This is a genomic window from Polynucleobacter sp. HIN7 (genome assembly GCF_030297595.1).
In the GTDB taxonomy this organism is placed as follows: domain Bacteria; phylum Pseudomonadota; class Gammaproteobacteria; order Burkholderiales; family Burkholderiaceae; genus Polynucleobacter.
The window spans coordinates 1,704,701-1,730,979 of sequence record NZ_AP028138.1; the positions used below are offsets into that span (position 1 = coordinate 1,704,701).

Genomic DNA, 26,279 nt, shown 5'->3' on the forward strand with positions numbered 1-26,279 from the left:
CAATAGACAAATGAACTGGAATTGCATTCTTGAGCGCGTTGCTCAAACTGAATCAACCAACGACGATCTCATGGCGCGATGGCGCTCTGGGGCGCTCATCGACCCCATCTCCCGTTTGGCCAAACACCAAACCAAGGGTAAAGGGCGATCTGGGCGACATTGGTTTACAGAGCCAAATGCTTCTTTATCGTTTTCGCTCGCTTATCCCTTTGATCAAACACAACAATCGCTGCATGGGCTAAGTCTTGTTTGCGGACTCGCGGTGATCCAGGGGATCTCCAAGAGTCTTGGGCTTGATGAAATGAGTCTGCGTCAGCACGGTCTTTCACTAAAGTGGCCCAATGACCTTTTGATCAAGGAACGCAAATTAGGTGGGATTCTAATTGAGGGTGGAAAACTGTCGGGCTCCAACCCAAATGAGCAAGTCTGGATGATTATCGGGATCGGCATGAACTTAAGCCATTCCAAATCCTTAGAGAGCGCTGCGCAACTGCCGATTAGCGCTCTCTCAGAACTCAATCACAAGCACATGCCAATAGAGGCTGATTTGGTTTGGCTCGCCATTCTCAACGCTCTGGGCGACTATCTTGAACTCTTTGCCAAAAAAGGATTTGCGCCTTTTCGTTCGCAATGGGATTTTTGGGATGCCTATCGCGATCAACCAGTGAGTATTTCGGAGTCAGGCGTAGTTAAGCAAACAGGCATTGCCCATGGCATTAATGAAGAGGGCGCACTTTTACTGCAAGTGCCTGGTAATAGCGAATTAAAGGCGATCTATGCCGGAGATGTCTCTTTAAGAAAGCATCTATGAGCTCATTCTTACTGATTGATATTGGTAACTCGCGCTTAAAGTGGGCAAGTGTGAATAGCAAACGCAATCCCGTCGAGCGCGATAAAAAATTATGGGATCACTCCGGTGCGATTGATACTAAGTTACTAGGCTCAAAAGAGCACCGTGATGAGCTGGCTCACTACATTCTCAATACCATCCCAACCCCAAGTGCGATTGGTCTTTGCAGTGTGGCGACAGAATCTGCAGTCCAACAGATCAATGAGCTACTTCAGCCCTGGCAACACTGTCCCCAGTTTCGTCTACTCGGAAACTCATCATATCCATCTCTGCGGACGCAATACCAAAACACCCACACCCTGGGTGCCGATCGCTGGGCTGCATTAATTGCTGCACGAGAGCTATCCAATGACAACACCTTAGTGATTAGTGCCGGTACCGCAACAACCATTGATTTTTTGGGTGGTAATGGAATGCACTATGGTGGTTGGATTCTGCCGGGGTTGGGACTCATGCGCCAAAGCCTATTGCAACATACCGCTGGTCTCAATGTAGCGAGTCTTGATCAAGCATCGAGTGGTATCGGATTAGATACTGCAAGCGCGATTGACGAAGGATCGCGGCTAGCCCATTTGGGAGCCATTACACAGGCAATCAATTTTGCTAAAGAGCGCCATCAAGCCGTTACCCGTATATGGATTGATGGTGGTCATGCGAATACCTTATTCGAAGGACTGATTCAAAATCAAATCCCCGCAGAAAAAATGCCGGGTTTGGTACTTCGAGGACTCTGGGCTTGGCTCAATACCCAAGTCGCAAGGAACTAAGAACGAATCTTACCAAGTAGGTTTGTAGTAGAGCGCTCATAAATAAAGGGGATCGCGTATGCTTTTCCACCCCATGCGTTTACAACCTTCGTCTCCTCTAAAGTCTCAATTGCATAGTCTCCGCCTTTGACGTAAATGTCTGGACGGATCTTACGAATCAACTCAACAGGGGTCTGCTCTGAAAATAACACTACCAAATCAACGCTTTCTAATGCCGCCAAGAGGGCCATTCGATCTTCTTGACCATTAATCGGGCGATCAGAACCTTTTCCCAACATTCGCACCGATACATCTGAATTAACGCCCACGACCAAACTGCGGCCAAGCTGGCGGGCTTGCGCCAAGTAACTAACATGCCCCCGGTGCAAAAGATCGAACACGCCGTTTGTAAAAACCATAGGACGAGCCAAGGACTTTAGCTTTTGCTCTAAATCCCCACTAGTGGCACATAGTTTTGCTTCAAAAGCAGGGGGCTTCAAGATTGGCTCTGTCATAAGCCAAATTCTAGATGATTCCAACCCAAAACCCTGTCTGATCCTGAATTAAAGGGGTAATTTTCCCCAAAACACAAAAGAAGGCGGAAGACGGTAGACTTCAAGGTTTCTAGATTAAAAGTGAGGATTCTTGATGAAATGGTTAATCATGATTTCCCTATTTGGTGCAACGACCATGCTAAGTCCAAATGATGCCCACGCCAACCCATCGGCGAATAAGTGCAGCCCCGCTCTGTCACATACCTTTCCAAGGCTGCAGGATGAAATTCCTCAAAGTCTTTGCCAATACCAAGGTAAGGTCATCATGGTCGTGAATACGGCTAGTTTTTGTGGTTTTACCAGCCAATATGAGTCACTTGAGAAAATTTATGCCCGTTATAAAGATCGTGGCTTTGTAATTCTGGGCTTCCCATCAAATGATTTTGGGCAACAGGAGCCGGGGTCGAATAAAGAAATCGCTGAGTTTTGTAAAAATACTTACGATGTAAAATTTCCGATGTTTGCTAAAAGCTCTGTTAGTGGCAAAGAAGCGAATCCCCTCTTCAAGATGTTGATTGCCAAAACGGGCACCACGCCGAAGTGGAATTTTTACAAATACCTGATTGATCGCGACGGTAATATTGTGGATTCCTTTAATAGCCTGACGAAACCCGATAGCAAATCGATTACTTCTGAAATTGAAAAACTATTAAAGTCTAAGGCCTCGTGAACGCTCCCTCTCATCCCTACCCCAAAAAAATTGCAATTGTTGGAGCTGGTATTTCTGGCCTAGGTTGCGCATATGCATTACAAAAAAATGCAGGGGTTCATGTCACGCTGTTTGAGGAGGCATCTCATATTGGTGGACACAGTAACACGGTTGATATCGAAGTTCCAAGTCGTAATGGTGCGATCAAGTGCGCCGTGGATACTGGGTTTTTAGTCTTTAACCGAAAAACCTATCCCCGCCTAACACGTTTATTCGAGGAGCTGCAGGTTCCAATTGCCTTATCGGAAATGACCTTTTCGGTTTCCATTGATCGCTCCCTCGAATGGTCGGGCGATAACGTGAGTACTTTATTTGGGCAACGAAAGAATCTACTTCGCCCAGCGTTTTGGAGAATGGTTGCTGATATCGTACGTTTTAATCGCTTAGCAACTGCGCTAGCAACAAAGCAGGTTAGCGCTGGGCACAGCACCGATCCAAATCAGTTGCAATCAATCGCATCATTTCTGGATGAACATGGTTTTAGTCAATCGTTTCGGGAGTGGTATTTTTTACCAATGATTGGTGCGATCTGGTCGTGCCCCACCCAACAAATGCTCGAATTTCCGATCGAAACGATGGTGCGGTTTTGTCATAACCATGGACTCTTACAGGTCAACAATCGTCCCCAATGGCTAACAGTGAAGGGCGGATCGAAAGAGTATGTGGCAAGACTAATCAACGCTATGCATCCAGAGCGATTCAAGTTAATTCGCGAGTCAGTCAAAAAAGTGAATGTGCCAGACGCACAAAGCCCAGATAAACGCATTGAATTGATTAGCTCTCAGGGAATTCATTATTTTGACGAAGTCATCATGGCTTGCCATAGTGATGAGAGCCTAAAACTACTCCATGGGATTGACGAGTTTGATCGCTCTCTTTTGGCGGCCATCCCCTATCAAGCAAATCGTGCAGTGTTGCACCGCGATGCCAGCCTTTTGCCGAAGACCAAGCGCTGCTGGGCGGCCTGGAACTATAAAACCACTTACGCCAAAAATCAGATCCAATCGGTCAGTGTGGACTATCTCATCAATAAGCTACAGCCACTACCAGCCGCATTGGGTCAAGAACCCATTATTGTGAGTCTTAACCCTCTGGTTGAACCAAAACCTGAATTTGTTTTTAAAGAAATTGCCTATTCACATCCAATTTTTGATGCCAAAGCGATTTCGGCACAAAAGAACCTTTCATTAATTCAAGGCAAAGCGGGAATTTGGTTCTGTGGCGCGTGGACTGGATACGGTTTTCATGAGGACGGTCTTCGCTCGGGAGAATTAGTCGCGGCTGACCTTGTTGCCTCGCTCCATGCTCCGCTTAAGCGCCCGCCATTGCAATCGGCTAACTAATATAAAGATTGGTATTGCAAGCGATGGCGCATCCACTGATTAATTTTGGTCAAGTCAAGCATAGCCGCTTAAGACCGGTAGTCAATCGCTTTAGTTATGGAGTCTTTACATTAAAGATCCCGATGCGAGAGCGCAATCGCAACCCCGAGCTTCTCAAGCAATATGGCATGGGCGATAACCAATGGGCCTTTTACTCGTTTTACGATCGCGATCATGGTCACGGTACGGAAAATTCTTTGGCCTGGGCAGAGTCTCTTTTTGAGCAAGAGGGTATTTCAATTCCTGATGGTGAAATTTGGCTACAAACATTTCCAAGAGTCTTAGGTTACGTTTTTAATCCCGTCAGCTTTTGGATCTACACGGATGCACATCAAGCCATACGAGCGATCTTAGCTGAAGTGAATAACACTTTTGGTGAGCGGCACTGTTACCTGCTTCAAAAAAAAGATGGTGGTGAGATTTTTTCAGGTGAAACACTGATTAGTCATAAAATTTTCCATGTATCGCCATTTTGTGATGTTTCTGGTGAGTATCGGTTTCGGTTTCTTTTTTCCAAAGACAGCCAACGCAAAATAGATTCGGTATGTCGCATTGAGCTTTATACCGATCATCGGCCACTGATCTACACCAGCATTAGCGGTCAAGATTTTCCCCTATCACGCTCTGCTCTAAGCCGCGCGAAGTTGCGCTACCCAATGATGACCTTTGGCGTGATTGCGCGCATTCATTGGCAAGCCCTCAAACTTTGGTTAAAAGGGGTACCATTTCATTCAAAACCAACACCTCCCAGAATTGAAGTGAGTTCATGATTCGCCCCGGACAAACCCTACTTCATAAATTATCGGCATCGCGCACTGAAAAAATCCCGGCAGATGGAAAACTAAGTCTTGCTGCTCGGACCATTGAGCGCCTCTTAAAGCAGTTATCCATCGGTCATCTGGTGATGACTTTTCCAAATGGTGAACAGCGTGAATTTGGCAATCGCACCGACTCCTTACATGCTGAGATTCACTTCCATCGCTGGTCTGCATTCCAAGATATCTTGCGGCATGGTGATATTGGCTTTGCTGAAGGGTATATCCGCGGGGATTGGGACAGCCCCCATCTTGAGAAGTTACTCGATCTTGCCGTTAAGAACCGAAATGTTCTCGAGCGTGCCATCTATGGTAATTGGTTTGGTTCCCTAGTATATCGATTTCGGCATTTTCTAAACCGAAACAATAAGGCGGGCAGCAAAAAGAATATTCATGCGCACTACGATCTAGGCAATGCCTTTTATCGCCTGTGGCTTGATCCCAGCATGACCTATTCGAGCGCTTGGTTTGGGGCTGACTCGAATGCCAGTTTAGAGCTTGCGCAACGGGCAAAATATCGCAATATCCTAAATTCTCTGGCACTTCAACCCAATAGCAAGATTCTAGAGATCGGTTGTGGGTGGGGTGGATTTATGGAAGAAGCAGCCCTTGCCGGTCACCGGGTTACAGGACTCACCCTCTCAACCGAACAGCAGTCATTTGCAATGGACCGCGTCAATCGACAATGGCGCAATCGCCATGAAGTACGACTTCAAGACTATCGGGATTGCAAGGATCAATTTGATGGAATCGCCTCCATTGAAATGTTTGAGGCGGTTGGCGAACAATATTGGCCAATGTATTTTGAAACGATTGCTCGCTGCCTGAAGCAAAATGGCAAAGCATGCATTCAAACGATTGTGATCGCTGAAAACCTGTTTGACCGCTATCGTAAAAGTACAGACTTTATTCAGCAATATATTTTCCCGGGTGGGATGTTGCCATCCCGAGAAGCATTTAAACACTATGCACAACAAGCGGGACTCCAGATCGAATGTGAATTCGCCTTTGGGCATGACTATGCCAAAACCCTTTGTATTTGGTATGAGCACTTTAATCAAAAACTCCCTGAAATCCGAGAGCTTGGGTTTGATGAACCCTTCATTCGGTTATGGAACTTTTATCTGATGTACTGTGCAGCCGGCTTCAAAGAGCAGAATATTGATGTCGTTCAATTCACGCTAAGCCACCAACCGAAATAGGTCAAGCAATGAAGCAACCAGCGATTACTAACTATCAGCAACAACGCGTATGGGTGATTGGGGCATCGAGTGGCATCGGTGAGGCTTGCGTTAAGGCTCTTTTTCAAAAAGGTGCTCGTGTTGCACTATCTAGTCGTCGCGTCGAACGCCTTGAGGCAATTGTGCAGAATCATGCCAAGGATGATTATCTAATTCTGCCTGTTGATGTCATGCGCGAGGCTGATATCCAAGGAGCCTATCAAAAAATAGAGAAAGAATGGGGCGGCATTGATTTACTGCTTTTTGTCTCCGGAATTTATATTCCGATGCGAGCCGATACTTTCAATATGGCCGATGCTGAGAAAACTGTCGATTCGAATCTGTTGGGTCCGATGCGTGCTGTTGGGGCTGTATTACCGGCCATGCTTGCCCGCAGTAGCGGTCATATTGCCATTGTCGGCAGTGTTGCAGGCTATAGTGGTTTACCCAAGGCCTTGGCTTACGGACCCACAAAGGCAGCCATGATTAATTTCTGCGAAACCTTGTTTTATGATCTGCAGCCAAAAGGTATCGGGGTTCATATGATTTCACCAGGCTTTGTGGAAACAGAGGCAACTGCTCAAAATGACTTTGAAATGCCGGCCCTGATCTCTGCTCAGACCGCTGCTAATGAGATCCTAGATGGAATTGCGCGCGGAGAATTTGATATTCACTTCCCTAAACGCTTTTCAGGCTTTTTAAAGTTCTTACGCATCTTGCCCTACCCAATCTACTTTTGGATATTGCGTAAGTTTGTGAAGATCTAAATCTATTTATAGCCGTCTTTGCGGACTTTATTCACTAAGAAATCCATCACTTGAATGGACTTGGCGCGTGACCCAGCAATCGATGGCGATGTAATGTATTTCCCCTGAATCGCCACGGTTGGAACACCATCAATTCGGTAGGCATTCCCTAACTGATTAGCAGCACGCGCTTTTGAAAGAACAGCAAATGAGCGATAGGCTGCTAAGAATGCATTACGATCAACGCCTTGAGCGGCGACCCAATCGGCAATTTCGTTTTCATTCAGGAGTCGCTTATTTTCACGATGCATGGCAAACATCACTTTGTCATTAAGCGCTTCACCTTTTCCCAAAGACTCTAGGGCATAAAACAATAAGCTGTGGGGCATGAGTTCGTCACGAAAGGCAATGGGCACTTTCTTAAATACGACATCTTTATTCTGACGCTTTAACCAAGCCTTTAGATCGGGCTCAAACTCAAAGCAATGGGGGCAGCCATACCAAAAGAATTCAATCACCTCGACCTTGCCTTTGACATCAATTGGCTGGGCAATTGGTAAAACGCGGTAATCAAAACCTTCTTCAACCTTAATTGGGGCTTGGGCAAGCGCAAATGATTGCAGACCAAATAAGGTCAAGATCAGGACAAGGGATTTGAATAACGATTTCATGATCGATTTACACGAATTACGGTTGGTTTGATTCCAAGGATGGTTAATTTACTTCGCACAGTAGTGGTATCTTCGATACTACCAAATGGGCCGATACGAACACGCCAAACTGAGTTTCCATCGACTGCACTTTCACTCAGTTGCGCCTGAATACCCTGCATCGCTAAATTTGCTTTTTGTGCATCGGCTTCAGTGCGCTGATTAAATACTCCGGTCTGAACATAAAACATCGTATCGGCTTTAGGCTCAGGCTTCGCTTCGGGGGTCTTACCCGCTGCAATATCTGCAATTGGATCGCGTGCGGGGTCGGCTCCGCCAATGCCAGGAACTTTAGTCTGTAGCGGCTTATTAAGGTCAAGCTGAGGTGCGGCAACCGCAGTCTCTTCCTCGGTCTCTTTGTCTGATTTTGGTGGGAGCGGCTTCATAAATACGGGCGCGCTTGGGGCCCGAACTCCTGGCTTTTCTTGCGGCTGCGATTTCATTAAATACCAAGCCACAATCAGCGCTAAACCAACCCCAACAAAAACGCCAATCAAAACACCCATAATCATTCCGCCCGACTCGGATGAGCCCAGTATTTGGGTAGCAGATCGCTTTTCTAGTGCGTCAGATGATTTAATGTCATTCATGACCTCTATCTTAACCTTTGCTCAAAAATGCGAGCAAGCCGCTCAAATTACATCTTTTGTGGGGCACTAACCCCTAATATTTTTAGGCCATTTTCCAAGACTTGGCGTGTGGCAGCCAGTAATGCCAAGCGCGCTAACTTCAACTGTTCGTCGTCCACCAAAACGCGGTCGGCGTTGTAGAAGGTATGAAAATCCCCGGCAAGATCGCGCAGATAGAAGGCAATAGCGTGTGGAGCCAAATCGTACGCAGCATTAGCTAATACCTCGGGATACTCCGATAATCTCCGTAGCAAGTGATCGGCCGCCTTACTATCTAACAGACTTAAATTCGCATGCTCTAGGGCGCTAGAGGACCCGCCCCATTGCTGAAGAATCGAACAAATCCGTGCATGGGCATACTGCACATAAAAGACGGGATTCTCATCATTTTGTTGCAAAGCTAGATTTACATCAAATACAAATTCGGTATCTGCTTTACGTGAGATCAAGAAAAAGCGGACCGCATCGCGCCCGCGTTGCAAGGCTAAATTGCGCTCATCATTGCTCATGTCTGGATGGGTACCACCAGACCATTCGACCAAATCTCGCAACGTGACATAGGAGCCAACACGCTTGGAGAGTTTGACCTCTTCGCCATCGCGAATGACCGTGACCATCTTATGCAACACATAATCGGGATAGGTGGTTGGAATTGGCCAATTACGTTTTTGTGCTACTCCCTGTATTCCAGAGCGAACTCGAGCAATCGTGCCATGATGATCACTGCCCTGAACATTAATCACCTTTTCAAAACCGCGGCTCCATTTATTGATGTGATAAGCCACATCTGGAACAAAATAGGTATAGCTACCATCGGACTTACGCATTACACGGTCTTTGTCGTCACCATCTAAGGTCGTCTTTAGCCACAAAGCGCCATCAGCCTCATAAGTTTTATCAACCGCCTGCAGATCGCTAATCACTTGCTCAACGCTTCCATCGGTATACAAAGAGGATTCCAAATAAAATTGGTCAAATTGCACACCGAAGGTTTTCAAGTCAATATCTTGCTCTTTGCGCAAATAGGCAACTGCATGCTGACGAATCTGTTCTAAATCAGACAGATCATGGCCAGCACTTTGGTAAGACTCAGCAATCTCAGCAATATACTCACCGTTATAGGCCTCCTTGGGCCAATTGGGACTTTCGGGATTTAAACCCTGTAAACGCGCTTGCACCGATAGCGCGAGATTATGAATCTGAACTCCGGCATCGTTGTAATAAAACTCCCGATGTACATCAGTATCTTGGCTGTCTAAAAGATTGGCCAATGCATCACCGAGAGCTGCCTGACGCCCGTGTCCAACATGCAAAGGTCCGGTGGGATTTGCAGATACAAATTCAATCATGGCCCGCTTAGGCAAGCTCGGGTCTGCCTTACCCATGCGATCCCGACGGCCAAAACGCGCGCCCTCACGCAATATAAGCCCCACCACCGCAGACTTGGCGGCAAGACTCAAGCGAAAATTAATAAATCCAGGCCCAGCAATTTCAGCGCTTGCAATCAGTTGTCCGTATTCAGGAAATTGATTTAATTGGCTAAGAATGGCTTGTGCCAACTCGCGCGGATTGGTCTTCCATGCCTTCGAAATTTGCAAGGCAATATTGCAAGCAATATCACCATGGTCAGCCACCTTAGGCCGCTCCAGATGCGGAATCGGAAACTCACCGGCTGCGAGTCCACGCTCTTGCGCTAGGGCATTCAAAGCATTCGTGATGCATTGCGTAAGCTGAGTTTTTTGGCTAGACAACATAGAAATGAAAGTTTATCAGTGATGGTATGCTTGATGGATGATTCATCAATTTCAGACCAAAAATGCAGCTCCCGTCATCATGCTAGATGACCTAACGCATCGGATTTTTAATGCGATTGGACGCCCTTTTGAGAATCAGGGTATTTTTCTCCCAGAACAAATTCCGGGATATATCGAACGACTGCAGACCGCGATTGATGCTGAACAAGATAAGGCGCCTAGCTCAGACGGTGCAAACGATGACGAGGATCAGTCGTCTGAATCGGACCCTCTAGGACGAAGGGCTTACCCGTTTCTTGAACTGCTACGTCAAGCGCTAAAAGACCAAGAGCCCATAGTCTGGGGCGTGTAAATCACTGATCCAAAGAACTGGCAAGCGATCGCTTAATTTGATCAAGCGATTGTCCGCTTCGCTTGGCTAAATCATCTGCCTGATCCATCCCGATCTTACCGACATTGAAGTATTGGGCATTCGGATGGGCCAGATAGAAACCGCTCACACTCGATGCAGGATTCATGGCCAATGATTCTGTGAGACTCATGCCAATTTCGTCTGCTTTTAAGGCAGCAAACATCGCTAGCTTGACATCATGCTGGGGGCAGGCTGGATAACCAGGGGCCGGACGAATTCCTTGATACTTTTCATCGATTAAATCATCTGGGCTTAGTTGCTCATTAGCTACATACCCCCAAAGATCGGTCCGGACCCGCCAATGCATGAGCTCCGCAAATGCCTCCGCTAAACGATCGGCCAGCGCTTTGAGCATGATGGCGCTGTAGTCATCATGGTTGGCCATAAATTGAGCGACTTTTTCGTCAACCCCATGACCTGTAGTCACCGCAAAGCAACCTGCGTAATCGCGCACACCACTGGCTTTACTGGCGACATAGTCTGCTAAACACCGATTGGGTCGCATCACACCATCAACGATGGGGCGCTCGGCTTGTTGTCTTAAGTTATGCCATACAAGGAATGGTTGTGAGCGCTCCTCATCGGCATAAAACAAAATATCATCGCCGTCACTATTGGCAGGGAAAAGACCAATCACCGCATCCGCCTGAAGCCATTGGCCCTTAATCAGCTTCTCCAGCATAGCCTGCGCATCCTGGTAGACACGGCGGGCCTCAACCCCCACAACCTCATCGTCCAAAATAGCAGGGAATTTACCTGCGAGGTCCCAAGTCTGAAAAAATGGAGTCCAGTCGATAAACTTAGCAATCTCAGCCAATGAGTAATTTTTAAAGACCCGTCGGCCAATAAATTTTGGCTTGGCTGGCTGACTGCTCGTCCAATCAATCGATTCACGATTAGCACGGGCAGCCTCTAAACTAATTAAAGGGGTACTTTTTCGATTCGCGTGCTGCTGACGAATACGCTCATAATCGGTCAGCAAATCATGCACAAATTTCTTTGCCCCCTCATCGGAGAGCAAACTCGATGCAACCGAAACAGAACGAGATGCGTCCGGTACGTAAACTACTGGACCTTCGTAGTGTGGTGCAATCTTAACGGCTGTATGGACACGCGAAGTTGTTGCACCGCCAATTAGTAATGGGATTTTTTTCTCCCGAAAATGCGCATCCCGTTGCATTTCTTGGGCAACATAGGTCATCTCTTCTAAGGAGGGGGTAATTAATCCAGATAAGCCAACGATATCGGCATTTTCTTCCTTCGCCTTCTTTAGAATTTGATCGCAGGGAACCATCACCCCCATATTGACCACTTCAAAGTTATTGCATTGCAAGACTACCGTCACAATATTCTTTCCAATATCGTGCACATCGCCTTTGACCGTTGCTATCACAATTTTGCCCTTGGCTTTACTCTCCCCGCCAGCCGCAACTAATTGCTTCTTTTCTTCCTCGATATACGGAATTAGATGGGCCACAGCCTGCTTCATCACGCGAGCACTCTTGACCACTTGAGGCAAGAACATCTTGCCAGCACCAAATAAATCGCCCACCACATTCATTCCATCCATGAGTGGACCCTCGATTACCTCAATAGGTCTTCCACCGGATCCCATAATCTCAGCGCGCAGCTCCTCGGTATCGTCCACAATAAAATTTGTGATGCCATGAACAAGTGCATGGGTTAAGCGCTCGCGCACAGGCGCCTCGCGCCACACCAAATTTTCTTCTTGCTTGATGCCCCCACCCTTGTACTGATCCGCGATCGCTAGCAATCGCTCCGTCGGCGTTTGGCCGTCTTTCTCCACAAAGCGGTTTAGGACGATATCTTCAACACGCTCACGTAACTCAGGGTCTAGGTCAGCATATACACCAAGCTGCCCAGCATTCACAATTCCCATATCCATACCCGCTTGAATCGCGTGGTACAAAAAGACCGTATGAATAGCCTCGCGAACTCGGTCATTACCCCGGAAAGAGAAGCTCACATTCGATACACCACCACTGACTTTGGCGGCTGGTAAATGCTCTTTAATCCAACGGGTAGCTTCAATAAAATCGACCGCATAGTTATCGTGTTCTTCGATGCCCGTTGCAATGGCAAAAATATTGGGGTCAAAAATAATGTCTTCGGGCGGAAAGTCCAACTCATCAACCAAGATCTTGTATGAACGTTGGCAAATTTCTATTTTTCGTTGATAGGTATCGGCCTGGCCTTTTTCATCAAAAGCCATCACAACCGTTGCTGCTCCGTAGCGTTTAATTAATTTAGCCTGCTGCCTAAATTGCTCCTCGCCCTCTTTCAACGAAATTGAATTAACAATCGGCTTACCTTGAATACATTTCAACCCCGCCTCAATGACAGTCCACTTGGACGAATCAATCATGATGGGCACTCGAGCGATGTCGGGTTCGGAAGCAATCAGGTTGAGAAAGCGCACCATGGCTGCTTCTGAATCCAACATGGCCTCGTCCATATTGATATCAATCATTTGGGCGCCATTTTCAACCTGCTGACGGGCAACTGCTAACGCTTCATCAAATTGATTATTCAAAATCATGCGTGAGAAAGCTTTTGAGCCGGTCACATTGGTGCGCTCACCAATATTCACAAAGCCAATCTGGGGCGAGATATTACAGGGCTCGAGGCCAGATAAGCGCATTGGCTGCATTATTACTTTACTCATGCCACTTCCTCAGTTCGATCACTATGAAAGGGCCTAGGCTTTCGTTTAGTCATCGCCTTTGCAATTTGGCGAATGTGGTCTGGGGTTGTTCCACAACATCCGCCAACTAGATTGACTAAGCCATCCCGAGCAAATTCATCAACAAGTCCTGAGGTCACTTCGGGAGTCTCATCAAAACCGGTATCACTCATTGGATTTGGCAAGCCTGCATTGGGATAGCACGAGACCGCTGTATCGCAAACGCGTGCTAATTCAGCAATATAAGGTCGCATTAATGCTGCACCAAGAGCGCAATTTAATCCGAACGTCAGAGGTTTAATATGGCGCAAACTGTTCCAAAATGCTTCAACGGTTTGCCCCGAAAGAATTCGACCCGATGCATCGGTGACCGTTCCTGAAATCATCACCGGTAAGCGCTCACCGGATTCTTCAAAAAACTCATCAATTGCAAATAATGCGGCTTTGGCATTGAGGGTATCAAAGATGGTTTCCACCAATAGCAAGTCAACACCACCCTCAAAGAGTCCTTCGACTTGTTCGCGATAAGCAGCACGCAAACTATCAAAATTAACATTGCGAGCACCAGGATCGTTTACATCCGGCGAAATGCTCGCAGTCTTGGGAGTCGGTCCAATGGCACCAGCTACAAAACGAGGTTTATCGGGCGTTGAGTATTCATCACAGGCTTGACGTGCCAGCTTCGCTGCCTGCACATTCATCTCGCGCGCCAGCTCTGGCATTTTGTAATCCTCTTGGGCAATCGAAGTGGCACCAAAGGTATTGGTCTCAATCAAATCAGCGCCCGCCTCAAGATATTGCCGATGAATATCTAAGATGGCTTCTGGTTGAGTAATCACCAGTAATTCATTATTACCTTTGAGATCAATCGGATGATTAGCAAAGCGCTGCGTGGTTTTTAAACCCCGATAATCCTCTTCCGTAAATTTTTTCTGCTGAATCATGGTCCCCATCGCCCCATCCAGAATTAAGATTCGTTCTCTTAATAAGGCAGGAAGAATAGCGCCCCGGGTATAGGGCGAACCAGACTTCGATTGACTTCCTTGGGATTGCATTGGCGCAGAACTCGTATTAATCTTCATTGACCCATCATTTTATCGATAATGGGATTATTTAGCCCGCGAGGAGAGAATATGTTTGGCGCAATACCTGACTTTAACCAAAGCCTAGAAATGTTCAAAACGATCTGGGGTCAGAATGCCACTGGGGCTCCTGGAGCCTCTTTTATGCCAGACATGAGTGCTGGCATGCCAGGCTTTAACGGTGCCATGCCAACTTTCGATATTGAGGAATTGGATAAGCGCATCAAAGATCTCAAAAGCGTTGAGTCTTGGCTGAGCATGAACCTCAATGTTCTAAAGTCAACCATTCAGACCCTTGAGGTGCAGCGTGCCACTCTCATGGCAATCAAATCATTTGGTGATGCAATGGCCAATCCTCCCAGCCCATCGGGTGCCAAAAAATCCTCAGAGTCTAAATCGAGAGAGCGCAAAAGCGCCAAATCCCGTCCGCGCTCAAAGAACGCTGCAAGATCCTCTGGTGCCACAGATAGTTCAAGTGAGCAATAGCTTCGCCCATCGCAAAGCTAAGCTGATGGTTATCAAGCGGTCGCCGAAATAAGACTGGAACAATTTCATAAGCGGTTCGCGGCTCTTGACAGGCCATCACGGTCTCACTTAACCGAGCTCGGTGATGCTCATGCAACTGCTCAATCCGCTCATGTAAGCCCACAAACGGTTTACCATGCGATGGCAAAACGAGGGTTTTAGCAGGCAATGAGCGCCAACGATCAATCGATCGTAAATAAAGATCCAAGGGGTTTGCATCGGGATCGGCATCGTAGACACTGACATTGGTAGAGATACGGGGCAAGACCATATCACCCGAGATAAAGATCCCTAAGGATGCGCAATAGAGGGTGGCATGTTCAGGTGCATGCCCATAGCCCATCGATACTATCCAATCATGCCGGCCTATTCGAATATGGTCACCATCCATGATGCGGCGATACCGTTTGGGTACTTCAGGCACCAAGCGACTGTAATAGTCTGCACGGCTACGAATGCGCTCGAGATCTTCGGCATGCTGCAAGCCATGGTGCGCATAGTGATCAGCCGTTCCGCCATTGCCTGGCGTAGAACCAATCGCGGCACCACCCTCTTTACTACTTAACCATTGAGCCATTAGAAAGTCGCTCATGGAGATCCACAAGCCAACCTGCCAGCGCTCACATAAATAATGAGCAAGTCCAATATGATCAGGGTGCATATGGGTTACCAATACTCGCAAAATTGGCAAACCTTGGAGATGATTGGCAAAGATGGATTCCCAGCACGACTTCGTAAGGTCGTTGGTAATTCCACAGTCAATAATGGTCCAACCCTCTTGGCCATCCAATTGATCCCGTAAGAGCCATAAATTAATGTGATCAAGGGCAAATGGCAGTGGCATCCGTATCCAATACACGCCATGGGCAACTTCTAAGGTTGCTCCCTGCGCCACTAGGGTCTCTCCATATGGATAGACCAATTGCTTTATTACATGATGGTTGCCTGTAGGGCCTGGCTGGGTCATCTTTGAATCCTAATTAATTGCTAGATACACTCTTGGTATGAACAATCCGTTTCCAAAACTATTATCGTCGCAAGTCGCTTTTGATATGGCCCAAACCCTGCTGCAAGGATTTATGCGCCATTACAGCATTTTCAGAGATGCTGGCCGCTTAGCCAAGGCAGCATTTGAGAACCAAGATTGGCATGGCATTCGCCAGCTACTACGGGATCGGATCACCTTTTATGACCAACGGGTTCTTGAAACAGCCCGCCACCTTGAGGAAGAGTTTGACGCACCTGCCTTGTCCGATGAAATTTGGCAGCAGGTGAAATTACATTACATCGGACTTTTATCGAATCTACATCAGCCAGAGTTAGCAGAAACATTTTTTAACTCGGTCACCACACGGATTCTGGTAAGTAAGTATTTCAATAACAAATTTATCTTTGTGCGCCCCACCATATCCACTGAATATTTAGAAAACGATGAGGCCCCCTCAAAGCCGTCCTACCGGGCGTACTACCCAGGCGATATTGGGGGTCTTCAAACTGTCTTAAAAAGTTTGGTTTCTAGTTTTGATCTTAAAAACTCCTTTGAAAATTTGGATCGTGATCTTGAGCTAACAACCAAACTCATCAAGCAGTCCCTCTCGAACACAACGAGCTCAACGGATTTTCAGATTCATGCTCTAAGTACACTATTTTTTCGCAATAAGACCGCCTACATCATGGGGCGCATCATTAATGGAGAAAAGATTTCTCCCCTAGTGCTGGCTCTGATGCATAACCCAAAAGGTGAATTGATTATTGATGGCATCTTGCTCTCGGAAGTTGACCTGCGTCTTATTTTTAGTTTCACGCATAGTTACTTCTTGGTCGATATGGAGGTCCCATCGGCTTATGTCACGTTTATGCGAAGCCTCTTACCGCATAAACCCCGGGCTGAGCTCTACAACATGGTTGGACTACAAAAACACGGCAAGAATCTGTTTTACCGTGACTTTCAGCATCACCTCATGCATTCCACCGATCAATTTCGGATTGCCCCCGGAATACGGGGTCTGGTGATGCTGGTGTTTGATCTACCGAGCTATCCCTATGTATTTAAGCTCATTAAAGATTATTTTCCGCCACCCAAAGAGACCTCGCGCGATCAAATTATGGCGAAATACCAATTGGTTAAGCAGCATGATCGGGTTGGACGAATGGCTGACTCTCTGGAATTCTCCAATGTTGCCTTTCCGTTAAATCGGTTTACCCCGGAATTACTAGCCGAGCTTGAGGAGCACTGTGCATCACTTTTAGAGTTCAGCGGTGAAAAAGGCCCTGATGCCGAATTAGTCATCAGACATCTTTATATCGAACGGCGCATGACCCCTCTTAATATTCGCCTTCAAGAGGGCTCGCCTGCTGAAATTGAAGACGGCGTGATTCAGTATGGCGAAGCGATAAAAAATCTCATCGCGGCCAATATTTTTCCAGGCGACTTGCTTTATAAAAACTTTGGGGTCACGCGCTATGGACGTGTCGCCTTTTACGACTACGATGAAATTGAATACTTAACCGATTGCGAAATCCGAGAAGTTCCTGCGCCTCGCAATGAAGATGATGAAATGGCGAGCGAGCCCTGGTATCGCATTGGCCCTAAAGATATTTTTCCAGAGACTTATAAAACATTTTTGCTTGGTAATGATCAAATCCGTGATCTTCTACTTAAACACCATGCTGATCTATTCCAACCTGCGATGTGGCAATCGTATAAGAATCGTTTACTCGCAGGAGAAATTCCTGACTTTATTGAGTATGATCAGTCCTTACGGCTTAGAAATATTTTCCCGGACAATTACCGATGATTCGAAACATAGATGGCAGCATTGGCTCACCATGCGTCAACTGGTGTGAAATGAATCCTACCTCAAACTACTGTTATGGCTGCTTTCGAAGCATTGATGAAATCGCAAATTGGTCTGTCTTCAGCGAGGCAGAAAAAGAAGCGGTTTGGCAGTCGCTAACCTTACGCCAGGCGACTGCGAACTCTAACGATTAACGTCCACAATCACGCGACCACGAACCTTGCCGTTCATCAAATCTTCAGCATATTGAATACTCTCACCCAAGGAAATTTCCTTAGCAATCGTCATTAATTGCTCAGGTTTACACAAGGATGCGAGCTGGGCCCAAGCCTCAATGCGTTTTTGCTTTGGCTGAGTAACGCTATTGATTCCATAGAGGGTAACGCCCCGCAAAATGAATGGGGCAACCGTAGCCGGAAAATCCATTCCCTGTGCTAGACCGCATGCGGCAACCGCACCATTAGCCTTAGTGGCAGCACATGCATTCGCTAAGGTATGACTTCCTACTGAATCAACCACCCCAGCCCAGCGCTCTTTTGCTAAAGGCTTGCCTGGCTGAGATAAGGAGGCGCGATCGATCACTTCGGATGCGCCAAGTGATTTCAAATAATCTGTTTCTTCGGGGCGACCGCTACTAGCGACAACGTTATAGCCCAATTGATGCAAAAGACTAATTGCAAAACTACCTACTCCACCTGCTGCACCAGTTACCAAAATTTCACCGTCGGCAGGCTTCAGACCATGTTTTTGAAGTGCCATAATGCACAGCATGGCGGTATACCCTGCTGTCCCAATCGCCAAGGATTGCTTAGGTGTAAAGGCTTTGGGTAAGGGAATCAACCACTCAGACTTCACACTTGCCAACTGGGCCAAGCCGCCCCAGTGAGACTCCCCCACACCCCAACCGTTTAATACCACCAGATCACCAACCTTAAACTCGGGACTCTGACTTTCAATGACCTCTCCGGTTAAGTCAATTCCAGGGATCATTGGAAATTGCCGAACAATTGGACCCTTACCCGTAATTGCTAAGCCATCCTTGTAATTTAAGGTCGAGTAATGCACCTTAATCCGGACATCCCCTGCGGGTAAGGCGCTCTCATCAAGGTCACTTAATTGAGCACGATAACCTTGTTCGTCTTTATTAATTAAAATGGCTTTAAACATAGCAGATCCCAAAATAGATTAAATATTGAATGCGTGTACTTTATAAAACCGTTTATCCTACTGTGTCAGGATTGATTATGGGGCTTTTCATGAAACGTATTGTATTAATAGTTGTGACCCCTCTTGTTTTAAGTGCCTGCGCCTCGACCGAGCTAACGATGTCTTTAGGCAATATGCGCTTAATTAGCTCGAGCGCCGATCCTCAGCAAGTGATGGATTTTGCAAATAAAGTCTGTAAAGATGACTTTTATATGGGCGCCAGTTTTATTTCCAAAGCAGGCAAAGATTATCGGTTTAAATGTGTCAGGGCCGATGAAAATGAAGCTCTAGTTCCTATTCCCACCACCAAAATCAATCCGTCTAAATAAAGTTTTTTCATTGCAAACTCAATTCTCATCCCTCGAGTTAAGACAAGCGTTTTCTAGCTTTCCAACTGGTGTCACGGTCATCACGGGGCTTGGCTCAGATAAAAAACCGGTTGGCATTACGATAAGTTCATTCAATACCGTATCTCTATCGCCTCCCCTCATTTTATGGAGCATTGGAAAACAATCTGACCTGAAAGATTGTTTTAGTGTTGGACAACGACAGCTGATTCATGTCCTCGAAGCCAATCAAAAGGATCTGGCTCTCATTTTTGCCAAGCAAATCAAGAAAAATATTCTTGAACTAAATCACAGTATCAATAGTAGTGGTTTATATCAACTCGCAGACTGTGCCGCCTATTACGAGTGCGAGACTGTTGCAGTACATGATGGTGGCGATCATCAAATTATTGTGGCTCGCGTTTTAGCGATTGAACACGATCCAGATTTACAACCATTGCTGTTTGCACATAGCCAATTTACACAACTGGCATTTGATCCAGAAGGGAGTCTCTGATGATGACGCTTTGGGGCAGAAAATCATCCATTAATGTTCAAAAAGTATTGTGGGCACTTGCTGAACTAGAGCTTGTTGAGGGACGCGACTTTGAACGGATCGATGCCGGTCTACACTTTGGAGTCAATAAAACGCCCGAGTTTTTAGCATTGAACCCCAACGGTTTAGTGCCGACTTTACGAGATGGTGAGTTAATCCTTTGGGAATCAAATTCTATCTTGCGCTATTTGGCACATAAATATGCTGATCGCAAACGCTTCTCGCTTGACCTTGCTCAAATGGCAGCCTCCGATAAGTGGCTCGATTGGCAATTAACAACCCTGTGGCCAGCGCTTCGTATCCCGTTTTTAGGATTAACGCGCATTCCTGAGGCCGAGAGGGACTACGCGGCAATCCATAAGGCATTCCAAGAGTCCAATCAATTGCTGGGGATTCTCGATGGTGTTTTGAGCAAGCAAGCCTATTGCTCAGGCCCTAACTTTCACTTAGGTGACATTGTTCTAACTCTATGCGTCAAGCGCTGGTTCATGCTGAGCGATCAATACCCAGACAAAACAGGTCCACGCGCAGAGTTAAACCATATTGCCCGTTGGTACGACCAAATTTGTAAATCAACTGAATTTACCAAAGCGGTTGAACAGTAATTAAACCTGCTTAAATTTCTTTTGTTGGTGATCGGCACCGATGTAGAGATACATCGCCGGCACTACAAATAAAGTAAATAGTGTGCCGATAGCAAGGCCAGTAAAGATCACGATTCCCATTGATTGACGGCCGGCCGCCCCAGCGCCTGAGGCAATCACAAGTGGAATAACGCCCAATACCATCGCAGCGGTCGTCATCAAAATTGGGCGCAGACGCACACTGCTTGCCTCGATAATGGCTTCAAGCTTTGAACGTCCAGCTTCTTGAAGCTCATTGGCAAACTCCACCATCAGAATTCCGTGTTTACTAATTAATCCCATTAAGGTTACTAATCCCACCTGGGTATAGACATTTAAGGTGGTAAATCCAAGGTTAATAAAGATTAATGCCCCAAATAATGCAAGCGGCACTGAAACCAGAATTACTAAAGGATCACGGAAGCTCTCAAACTGAGCGGCCAAAACCAAAAAGACGATTAATACAGCAAACATCATGGTCACCAAAAATCCACCCGACTCAGCCCTAAACTGACGCGATGGCCCTGCATAATCGATCGAGTAGCCCGATGGTGCAGCTTCTTTAATCGTTTGCTCCAGAAAATCCAAGACCTCTTCTTGGGAAACGAATGGCGTACTGACACCACTAATCGTCGCTGAATTTAACTGCTGAAAGCGATTAATCGATTGGGGTACAACGCGACTTTGTATCGTCGCAATGGTTCTCACCTGAATCATCGCCCCTGTCGGCGTTTTAATGTAATAGTCCAAAATCTGATCAGGGTTTAATCGATCCGCCTGCTTTACCTGTGGAATAACTCGATAGGAGCGGCCTGCGACTGAGAAGTAATTAACAAAGCCACCGCCTAAGGCGGCAGATAAAGCATTACCAACATCTCGCTGGGTCATTCCCAAAGCAGCCACTTTCTCACGATCAATTTGCAATACATCTTGGGGCTTATCAATCTTTAGATCAGAATCGACGAAGAAGAACATGCCACTTTGTCTGGCTTTATCGAGAACTGCTTGGGATACCTCGTTTAAATTGGAATAGGGCTCTGTCGTATTGATAACTACCTGAACAGGAAAGCCCTGGGCACCTGGCAGTGCTGGAAACTGGAATGCAGCAATCCGTGTTCCTGCAATGCTATTCCATTTATTTTGAAGGTCTTCTTGGAATTTACTCGCACTGCGACTGCGCTCGCCCCAATCTTTCATAATCACGCCACCAAAACTTGAATTTGGGCTCGTGATCTGAAACATTTGCTTGTATTCGGGCTCTTTACTCGCAATCTGAAAAACTTGATCGGCATACCCCTGCATTTGATTCACAGTGGAATTAGGCGGCCCAACTGCTGACACCAAAACGATACCCTGGTCTTCAGTGGGAGCAAGCTCGGAGCGAGCGGTTGCATAGAGATACACAACCCCGATTAGCAATAAAACGCCCATCACGATGATGACCTGCCAAGTTGATAGCAGGTCTCGCAATGTGTTTTGGTACGTATGTCGCACGCCCTCAAACACTCGATCGATCTTTTTCACAAAAGGAGACATCTCTTCCTCTTGTGAAAATAATCGTGAGCACATCATCGGCGATAGCGTTAATGCAACCACTCCAGAAACCGCGACTGCCCCCGCTAGCGTAAATGCAAACTCGGTAAATAGGGCTCCCGTTAACCCCCCCTGAAACCCAATCGGGATATAAACAGCGATCAATACGATTGTCATCGCCAGAATTGGATTCCCCAACTCTCGTGCTGCAATCAGGGATGCCTCGAGCGGTGACTTACCCTCTTTCATATGGCGATCAACGTTTTCGACCACAATAATCGCGTCGTCCACCACCAAGCCAATCGCTAACACTAAGGCCAACAATGTCAATAGGTTGATCGAATAACCAAGGACTTGCATCATGAAAAAGGTGCCAATCAATGACAATGGCATGGCAAGTACGGGTACTGCAACCGCACGGTAGCTACCCAAAAATAGGTAGATCACGACCGTCACAATAATCAAAGCTTCTAAGAGCGTTTGAACGACCTCTTCAATGGAAGTATTAATAAAGTCGGTTGAGTCATACACAATCTTGGCATTTAATCCAGTTGGCAATTGCTTCTGAATATCGGGGAACGTATCCCGAACCCGCTTAGCCACATCCAAAAGATTTGCATCGGGTGCGACCTTAATACCAATGAAGACCGACTGCTTGCCATTAAACGCGACATTGTTGTTGTAGTCTTCAGAGCCCAAGGTGACTGTTGCAACTTGGTCCAAATACACAATATCCGCGCCATTGCGCTTAATAATCAATTTACGGAATTCATCTAAGGAATGGAGATCAGTATTGGCCACCAAATCCACCGAAACCATTTGTCCTTTAGTACTTCCTACGGGAGCCAAATAATTATTGGCTGCCAGTGCCGCATATACATCGTCTGGAGCAACGCCAAGGCCTGCCATTCGGTCACGATCAAGCCAAGCTCGCAGGGCAAATTTACGACCACCTAGGATCTCGGCATTTTGCACGCCGTTAATTGAATCCAATTTAGGCTTAACAACACGTAATAAATAATCGGTAATGCTGTTATTCGCAATATCGTCGCTATAAAAGCCCATATACATTGCCGCGGTCGTTTGCCCCACCTGTACAGTCAAAATGGGTTGTTGTGCTTGGGGCGGCAATTGATTGCGTACCGAACTAATCTGTGTATTGATCTGAGTGAGCGCCTGATTAGCATCGTAATTGAGGCGCAGAGTAGCGGTGATAGTAGAGACGCCACTGATACTGATAGAGGATAAATAATCAATACCCTGAGCTTGAGCAATGGCTCCCTCCAGAGGCTGGGTAATAAATCCAGCAATCGTCTCTGGATCCGCACCAAAATAGGTCGTCGTGATCGTGACTACTGCATTTTGGGTTTGGGGATACTGATTAACAGGCAATGAACCAACTGCTTTGAGGCCCAATAGCAAAATCAGTAAGCTGACCACGATTGCAAGGACAGGGCGACGGATAAATAAATCCGTCCATTGATGGCGCTGAAAATCTTGGCTCATTGCTCTTGTGGTTTTGGATCTGGTGAATTAGTTGGCAAGACACTGTTATTCACGATTAAAGGGGTACCGTTTTTCAATTTCAACTGTCCGCTGGTGACAACGGTCATACCAGGCTCTAAACCTTTAAGAATAGCAACCTGGTCGCCTCGGGTGGGTCCAGTGGTGACAAAGACCTGCTGCGCCTCAAGAACAGGAGCGCCTTTTTTATCTAGGCGATTGGTTTTCTTGGCAATAAATACCGTACTGCCATACGGATTGTAGGTAACAGCGGTTTGAGGCAAGGTCAATAACTCAACCTTATCACCCAAATTAATATTGACGTTTGCAAACATACCAGGCAAGAGCTTCTTGTCTGGATTACTAATTTGAGCCTCAATCTGAATATTGCGAGTATTGAGCTCCACCTTGGGACTAACGGCCGTAATTTTTCCAACAAATGGCGTTTCTTTAAATGCATCGGTCTGCAACTCAATGGTTTGACCCACCTCGATAATACCGGCGGAGCTTTGTGGCAAGGTGAAATCCACAAAAATAGGATCAATGGTCTGCAAAGTTAATAGTTTGTCACCAGGATTGACGTACTGGCCAGGATTAATCGTGACGATGCCAACGCGACCGCTAAATGGAGCCTTGAGATTCTTTTTGGCAATTAAAGCAATTTGCTGTTCTACCTGCGCTTGCTTTGCCTTCATATCCGCAGTGCTGGTGTCATAGACATTCTTACTGATCGCCTGAATCGCTAATTGAGCCTTATCACGCTCATTAATCACCTTCGCTAAATCAGCCATCGCTTTTAAAGAGTTCAGTTGGGCGACATCCGCGGAGTCATTGAGCTTGATAAGCAATGAACCTTCTTTAACATCCACTCCGGACTTTACCGGAACTTTTACAACCAATCCGCCAACTTCAGTACTTAGATCAACGCCCCGGAATGCGCGCACATTACCGACACTGTTCATGCGGGGTTGCCATTCTTGTTTTTCAATAACAGTAGTGGTCACCGTCGCAGGAGGAATCCCCATGCCCGCCATAAACCGATTAAACATGAATGTTTTTAATTGGTTAAATCCGAAGATTAGACCTAACAAAATAAATACCCCAACCAGCATCACTATCATGCGACGCTTTAGGGGGGGCATTTGCATTAAAGCGGCGTATGCTTTGGTCTTTTTAAAACGCTCACGCGGGCGCAGACGAGCCCCAATCCAAGCAAATGGTGCCCAGATCAGCCTAAGGGTTTTCTCAGTGAGAAGCGTATTTTTTATCCATGCGATGAGTTGATGAACTAGATTCATGAATCGATCTCTTAATGACTTTGTTTAGGCGGATTAACTTGCTCACTGGCTTGGGCCTGAAAAGCGGGGCCACTGCGATTCCACCAGCCACCACCCAGTGCAGCAAATAATGCGGCAGTATTCGCAAACCGACTTGCTTGCACATCAATCAAGCGGAATTTAGTTTGCTGATACTGTCGCTGAGCAATTAATACTGCGAGATAACTACCAGTACCGAGTTTATATTGTTCCTCTAATAAATTGAGGTACTCCAAGGCATTGCGCTCTGCCTCTGAAGCAGCCCGCAGTGCAAGAGCGTCACTCTCAAGGGCTTGCAGCGCATTTGCTACTTCTTGAAATGCATTCAATACCGTTGCTTGATACTGAAATACTGCAGCCTCATAGGTTGCAATAGCGCCACGCCGTTGAGCTAGCAATGCACCCCCTTGAAATAAAGGCTGAAATACCCCGCCAGCCACAGACCAAATAGCAGCATTTGGTCCAAATAGGGCGCCAGTCGTCAAAGCCTGCGAGCCCATCGCGCCACTTAAGGTGATTTGAGGCAAGAGGTTAGCAGTTGCAACACCTACTAACGCATTCGTTGACTTGATATATGCCTCGGCGGCACGAATATCAGGACGTTGACGAACCAGATCCGATGGGATTGAAAGTGGGATGCGCTCCGGTAGGTTCAGTTTAGCCAGATCAAACTTAGCCAACTGTGCATTACCAGGAAAATCGCCCACATAAACTGCCAATTGATTTCGGGTGAACGAAAGATTCTTATCAATATTCAATAAATCAATTTGTGAGCTGGCTGCAAGCGAAATCTGTGAAGTTAGATCAACGCGCGATGCTGTTCCTATTTCTAACTGCTTACTAATTAGATCAGCCAGATTTTTCTGGGACTCGTAGATCTCTAAATTGGATTGATATTGAGCACGAAGTGCAGCCTCGCGAATTGCCGTCGTGACAATATTGGCTGTCAAACTTAGATAAGCACCTTCTAATTGAAATCCGGTGATTTCTGCTTGAGCCTGGGCGCTCTGCACGGCACGTCGCGCCCCTCCAAATACATCCAAGTTGTAATTTACGGAAACCGAGGTATTGTAAAGATTGAATATGTTTGGATTGCCTGAGCTGAGCCCAAAGGTCGACGGCGTAATTTGTTGGCGCGTTGCTGATGCTCCCAAACCAATACTTGGAAACAATAAAGATCCAAAGGCTGCGTTCGCATTCTCTTGAGCAGCTCGCAAAGTTGCATCGGCTGAGGCTAGGGTTGGATTCCGCTTTAAAGCTTGCTTGATGAGTGCATCTAATTCAGGGGAACGATACAGAGACCACCACTCCGCTGGAATATCAGCAGCAGGATCTAAGGACTGTTTTGTTCCACCAATACTTGGTGCAGTTGCCAACTCTGAGGAAACGGGTTTTTCTGTATAAGAAGCAACTTTTGGAGCATCGGGTTTTTTAAAGTCTGGACCCACAGCGCAGGCCGTTAAGCCAAGGCAAACCAAAAGACTAAAGCCATGCTTGAGTGGATTTAGCGAAATGGAATGACAAAGAGAAGATTGAAAATCGAAAAGGCTCTTCACACCTATTATTTGACCACAACGAGC

25 protein-coding genes are annotated in these 26,279 nt (G+C 46.6%); 14 read left to right on the forward strand and 11 right to left on the reverse strand.

Features of this window, described 5'->3' with window-relative positions:
* Positions 1–10 precede the first annotated feature (10 nt).
* Both QUE64_RS08615 and QUE64_RS08620 read left to right on the forward strand, forming a co-directional pair.
* Entirely contained in the window at positions 11–811 is an 801-nt protein-coding gene (locus QUE64_RS08615) for a biotin--[acetyl-CoA-carboxylase] ligase (RefSeq protein ID WP_286225343.1), read from the forward strand.
* Entirely contained in the window at positions 808–1,617 is an 810-nt protein-coding gene (locus tag QUE64_RS08620) for a type III pantothenate kinase (RefSeq protein WP_286225344.1), read from the forward strand. The genes QUE64_RS08615 and QUE64_RS08620 overlap by 4 nt, the downstream gene beginning before the upstream one ends.
* Here QUE64_RS08620 and rfaE2 read toward each other — a convergent pair.
* The gene (rfaE2, locus tag QUE64_RS08625; RefSeq protein ID WP_286225345.1) at positions 1,614–2,111 is read right to left on the reverse strand and encodes a D-glycero-beta-D-manno-heptose 1-phosphate adenylyltransferase; all 498 of its coding nucleotides are present in this window, start codon (positions 2,109–2,111) and stop codon (positions 1,614–1,616) included. The genes QUE64_RS08620 and rfaE2 overlap by 4 nt on opposite strands.
* 133 nt (positions 2,112–2,244) lie before the next feature.
* On the opposite strand from rfaE2, the gene QUE64_RS08630 reads away from it, so the two are divergent.
* Genes QUE64_RS08630 through QUE64_RS08650 form a run of 5 tightly spaced genes read left to right on the forward strand, consistent with a single transcriptional unit; the run spans position 2,245 to position 7,043 of the window.
* Positions 2,245–2,820 (forward strand): glutathione peroxidase, encoded by a 576-nt coding sequence (locus tag QUE64_RS08630; protein WP_458574686.1) that lies wholly within the window; start codon positions 2,245–2,247, stop codon positions 2,818–2,820.
* Positions 2,817–4,202: an NAD(P)/FAD-dependent oxidoreductase gene (locus QUE64_RS08635; protein ID WP_286225346.1), complete on the forward strand. Its 1,386-nt coding sequence runs from the start codon at positions 2,817–2,819 to the stop codon at positions 4,200–4,202. The genes QUE64_RS08630 and QUE64_RS08635 overlap by 4 nt, the downstream gene beginning before the upstream one ends.
* Before the next feature lie 23 nt (positions 4,203–4,225).
* Entirely contained in the window at positions 4,226–5,011 is a 786-nt protein-coding gene (locus QUE64_RS08640; protein ID WP_286225347.1) for a DUF1365 domain-containing protein, read from the forward strand.
* Positions 5,008–6,258 carry an SAM-dependent methyltransferase gene (locus QUE64_RS08645; RefSeq protein ID WP_286225348.1) on the forward strand — a complete coding sequence of 417 codons (1,251 nt, stop codon included), beginning with the start codon at positions 5,008–5,010 and terminating at the stop codon, positions 6,256–6,258. The genes QUE64_RS08640 and QUE64_RS08645 overlap by 4 nt, the downstream gene beginning before the upstream one ends.
* An 8-nt stretch (positions 6,259–6,266) precedes the next feature.
* Positions 6,267–7,043 (forward strand): SDR family NAD(P)-dependent oxidoreductase, encoded by a 777-nt coding sequence (locus tag QUE64_RS08650; RefSeq protein ID WP_286225349.1) that lies wholly within the window; start codon positions 6,267–6,269, stop codon positions 7,041–7,043.
* Positions 7,044–7,045: 2 nt separating this feature from the next.
* On the opposite strand, the gene QUE64_RS08655 is transcribed toward QUE64_RS08650, so the two are convergent.
* Genes QUE64_RS08655 through argS form a run of 3 tightly spaced genes read right to left on the reverse strand, consistent with a single transcriptional unit; the run spans position 7,046 to position 10,115 of the window.
* A complete protein-coding gene (locus tag QUE64_RS08655) occupies positions 7,046–7,693 on the reverse strand; it encodes a thiol:disulfide interchange protein DsbA/DsbL (protein ID WP_286223640.1) in 648 nt (215 codons plus the stop codon).
* Positions 7,690–8,322, reverse strand: coding sequence for an SPOR domain-containing protein (locus QUE64_RS08660; RefSeq protein WP_286225351.1), 633 nt, complete (start codon positions 8,320–8,322; stop codon positions 7,690–7,692). The genes QUE64_RS08655 and QUE64_RS08660 overlap by 4 nt, the downstream gene beginning before the upstream one ends.
* 47 nt (positions 8,323–8,369) lie before the next feature.
* Positions 8,370–10,115, reverse strand: coding sequence for an arginine--tRNA ligase (gene argS / locus QUE64_RS08665; protein WP_286225352.1), 1,746 nt, complete (start codon positions 10,113–10,115; stop codon positions 8,370–8,372).
* Between the two features lie 37 nt (positions 10,116–10,152).
* Here argS and QUE64_RS08670 point away from each other — a divergent pair, with 37 nt between their 5' ends.
* Positions 10,153–10,467, forward strand: a complete 315-nt coding sequence (locus QUE64_RS08670; RefSeq protein ID WP_286223643.1) for a DUF1840 domain-containing protein — start codon at positions 10,153–10,155, stop codon at positions 10,465–10,467.
* Between the two features lies 1 nt (position 10,468).
* Here the strand turns inward: QUE64_RS08670 and metH are convergent, their stop codons facing one another.
* Both metH and QUE64_RS08680 read right to left on the reverse strand, forming a co-directional pair.
* Positions 10,469–13,213, reverse strand: a complete 2,745-nt coding sequence (metH, locus tag QUE64_RS08675) for a methionine synthase (RefSeq protein ID WP_286225353.1) — start codon at positions 13,211–13,213, stop codon at positions 10,469–10,471.
* A complete protein-coding gene (locus QUE64_RS08680; RefSeq protein WP_286224771.1) occupies positions 13,210–14,286 on the reverse strand; it encodes a homocysteine S-methyltransferase family protein in 1,077 nt (358 codons plus the stop codon). Before QUE64_RS08680 ends, metH begins: the two co-directional genes overlap by 4 nt.
* A 78-nt stretch (positions 14,287–14,364) precedes the next feature.
* On the opposite strand from QUE64_RS08680, the gene QUE64_RS08685 reads away from it, so the two are divergent.
* The gene (locus tag QUE64_RS08685) at positions 14,365–14,799 is read left to right on the forward strand and encodes a PhaM family polyhydroxyalkanoate granule multifunctional regulatory protein (RefSeq protein ID WP_286225354.1); all 435 of its coding nucleotides are present in this window, start codon (positions 14,365–14,367) and stop codon (positions 14,797–14,799) included.
* On the opposite strand, the gene QUE64_RS08690 is transcribed toward QUE64_RS08685, so the two are convergent.
* Positions 14,705–15,805: an MBL fold metallo-hydrolase gene (locus tag QUE64_RS08690; RefSeq protein WP_286225356.1), complete on the reverse strand. Its 1,101-nt coding sequence runs from the start codon at positions 15,803–15,805 to the stop codon at positions 14,705–14,707. The genes QUE64_RS08685 and QUE64_RS08690 overlap by 95 nt on opposite strands.
* Before the next feature lie 37 nt (positions 15,806–15,842).
* Here QUE64_RS08690 and aceK point away from each other — a divergent pair, with 37 nt between their 5' ends.
* Both aceK and QUE64_RS08700 read left to right on the forward strand, forming a co-directional pair.
* Positions 15,843–17,636, forward strand: coding sequence for a bifunctional isocitrate dehydrogenase kinase/phosphatase (gene aceK, locus QUE64_RS08695; protein ID WP_286225357.1), 1,794 nt, complete (start codon positions 15,843–15,845; stop codon positions 17,634–17,636).
* Complete coding sequence (locus QUE64_RS08700; RefSeq protein WP_286225358.1) at positions 17,633–17,830, forward strand: DUF1289 domain-containing protein; 198 nt, start codon at positions 17,633–17,635, stop codon at positions 17,828–17,830. Before aceK ends, QUE64_RS08700 begins: the two co-directional genes overlap by 4 nt.
* Here the strand turns inward: QUE64_RS08700 and acuI are convergent.
* Positions 17,820–18,803, reverse strand: coding sequence for an acrylyl-CoA reductase (NADPH) (gene acuI / locus QUE64_RS08705; RefSeq protein ID WP_286225359.1), 984 nt, complete (start codon positions 18,801–18,803; stop codon positions 17,820–17,822). The genes QUE64_RS08700 and acuI overlap by 11 nt on opposite strands.
* A gap of 89 nt (positions 18,804–18,892) precedes the next feature.
* Between acuI and QUE64_RS08710 the strand changes: the two genes are divergently transcribed.
* The 3 genes from QUE64_RS08710 to QUE64_RS08720 are packed head-to-tail and all read left to right on the forward strand — an operon-like array spanning position 18,893 to position 20,329.
* Entirely contained in the window at positions 18,893–19,171 is a 279-nt protein-coding gene (locus QUE64_RS08710) for a hypothetical protein (RefSeq protein ID WP_286223650.1), read from the forward strand.
* Positions 19,172–19,181: 10 nt separating this feature from the next.
* Positions 19,182–19,685, forward strand: coding sequence for a flavin reductase family protein (locus QUE64_RS08715; RefSeq protein WP_286225360.1), 504 nt, complete (start codon positions 19,182–19,184; stop codon positions 19,683–19,685).
* Positions 19,685–20,329: a glutathione S-transferase family protein gene (locus tag QUE64_RS08720; protein WP_286225361.1), complete on the forward strand. Its 645-nt coding sequence runs from the start codon at positions 19,685–19,687 to the stop codon at positions 20,327–20,329. Before QUE64_RS08715 ends, QUE64_RS08720 begins: the two co-directional genes overlap by 1 nt.
* Here QUE64_RS08720 and QUE64_RS08725 read toward each other — a convergent pair whose 3' ends face one another.
* The 3 genes from QUE64_RS08725 to QUE64_RS08735 all read right to left on the reverse strand — a co-directional run bounded on the left by QUE64_RS08725 (position 20,330) and on the right by QUE64_RS08735 (position 26,255).
* A complete protein-coding gene (locus QUE64_RS08725; RefSeq protein ID WP_286225362.1) occupies positions 20,330–23,386 on the reverse strand; it encodes an efflux RND transporter permease subunit in 3,057 nt (1,018 codons plus the stop codon).
* On the reverse strand, positions 23,383–24,525 hold the full coding sequence (locus QUE64_RS08730) for an efflux RND transporter periplasmic adaptor subunit (RefSeq protein ID WP_286226213.1): 1,143 nt from the start codon (positions 24,523–24,525) through the stop codon (positions 23,383–23,385). The genes QUE64_RS08725 and QUE64_RS08730 overlap by 4 nt, the downstream gene beginning before the upstream one ends.
* 167 nt (positions 24,526–24,692) lie before the next feature.
* The gene (locus QUE64_RS08735; RefSeq protein ID WP_286225363.1) at positions 24,693–26,255 is read right to left on the reverse strand and encodes an efflux transporter outer membrane subunit; all 1,563 of its coding nucleotides are present in this window, start codon (positions 26,253–26,255) and stop codon (positions 24,693–24,695) included.
* Positions 26,256–26,279: the final 24 nt, after the last annotated feature.

Coding starts and splice junctions, on each gene's coding strand:
- QUE64_RS08645 (WP_286225348.1), top strand. CDS start 5,008: ATGATTCGCCCCGGACAAACCCTACTTCATAAATTATCGGCATCGCGC.
- QUE64_RS08660 (WP_286225351.1), bottom strand. CDS start 8,322: ATGAATGACATTAAATCATCTGACGCACTAGAAAAGCGATCTGCTACC.
- QUE64_RS08725 (WP_286225362.1), bottom strand. CDS start 23,386: ATGAGCCAAGATTTTCAGCGCCATCAATGGACGGATTTATTTATCCGT.
- QUE64_RS08710 (WP_286223650.1), top strand. CDS start 18,893: ATGAAACGTATTGTATTAATAGTTGTGACCCCTCTTGTTTTAAGTGCC.
- QUE64_RS08655 (WP_286223640.1), bottom strand. CDS start 7,693: ATGAAATCGTTATTCAAATCCCTTGTCCTGATCTTGACCTTATTTGGT.
- argS (WP_286225352.1), bottom strand. CDS start 10,115: ATGTTGTCTAGCCAAAAAACTCAGCTTACGCAATGCATCACGAATGCT.
- QUE64_RS08720 (WP_286225361.1), top strand. CDS start 19,685: ATGATGACGCTTTGGGGCAGAAAATCATCCATTAATGTTCAAAAAGTA.
- QUE64_RS08690 (WP_286225356.1), bottom strand. CDS start 15,805: ATGACCCAGCCAGGCCCTACAGGCAACCATCATGTAATAAAGCAATTG.
- aceK (WP_286225357.1), top strand. CDS start 15,843: ATGAACAATCCGTTTCCAAAACTATTATCGTCGCAAGTCGCTTTTGAT.
- QUE64_RS08700 (WP_286225358.1), top strand. CDS start 17,633: ATGATTCGAAACATAGATGGCAGCATTGGCTCACCATGCGTCAACTGG.
- QUE64_RS08670 (WP_286223643.1), top strand. CDS start 10,153: ATGATTCATCAATTTCAGACCAAAAATGCAGCTCCCGTCATCATGCTA.
- QUE64_RS08630 (WP_458574686.1), top strand. CDS start 2,245: ATGAAATGGTTAATCATGATTTCCCTATTTGGTGCAACGACCATGCTA.
- QUE64_RS08640 (WP_286225347.1), top strand. CDS start 4,226: ATGGCGCATCCACTGATTAATTTTGGTCAAGTCAAGCATAGCCGCTTA.
- QUE64_RS08620 (WP_286225344.1), top strand. CDS start 808: ATGAGCTCATTCTTACTGATTGATATTGGTAACTCGCGCTTAAAGTGG.
- QUE64_RS08680 (WP_286224771.1), bottom strand. CDS start 14,286: ATGCAATCCCAAGGAAGTCAATCGAAGTCTGGTTCGCCCTATACCCGG.
- acuI (WP_286225359.1), bottom strand. CDS start 18,803: ATGTTTAAAGCCATTTTAATTAATAAAGACGAACAAGGTTATCGTGCT.
- metH (WP_286225353.1), bottom strand. CDS start 13,213: ATGAGTAAAGTAATAATGCAGCCAATGCGCTTATCTGGCCTCGAGCCC.
- QUE64_RS08650 (WP_286225349.1), top strand. CDS start 6,267: ATGAAGCAACCAGCGATTACTAACTATCAGCAACAACGCGTATGGGTG.
- QUE64_RS08685 (WP_286225354.1), top strand. CDS start 14,365: ATGTTTGGCGCAATACCTGACTTTAACCAAAGCCTAGAAATGTTCAAA.
- rfaE2 (WP_286225345.1), bottom strand. CDS start 2,111: ATGACAGAGCCAATCTTGAAGCCCCCTGCTTTTGAAGCAAAACTATGT.
- QUE64_RS08615 (WP_286225343.1), top strand. CDS start 11: ATGAACTGGAATTGCATTCTTGAGCGCGTTGCTCAAACTGAATCAACC.
- QUE64_RS08730 (WP_286226213.1), bottom strand. CDS start 24,525: ATGCCCCCCCTAAAGCGTCGCATGATAGTGATGCTGGTTGGGGTATTT.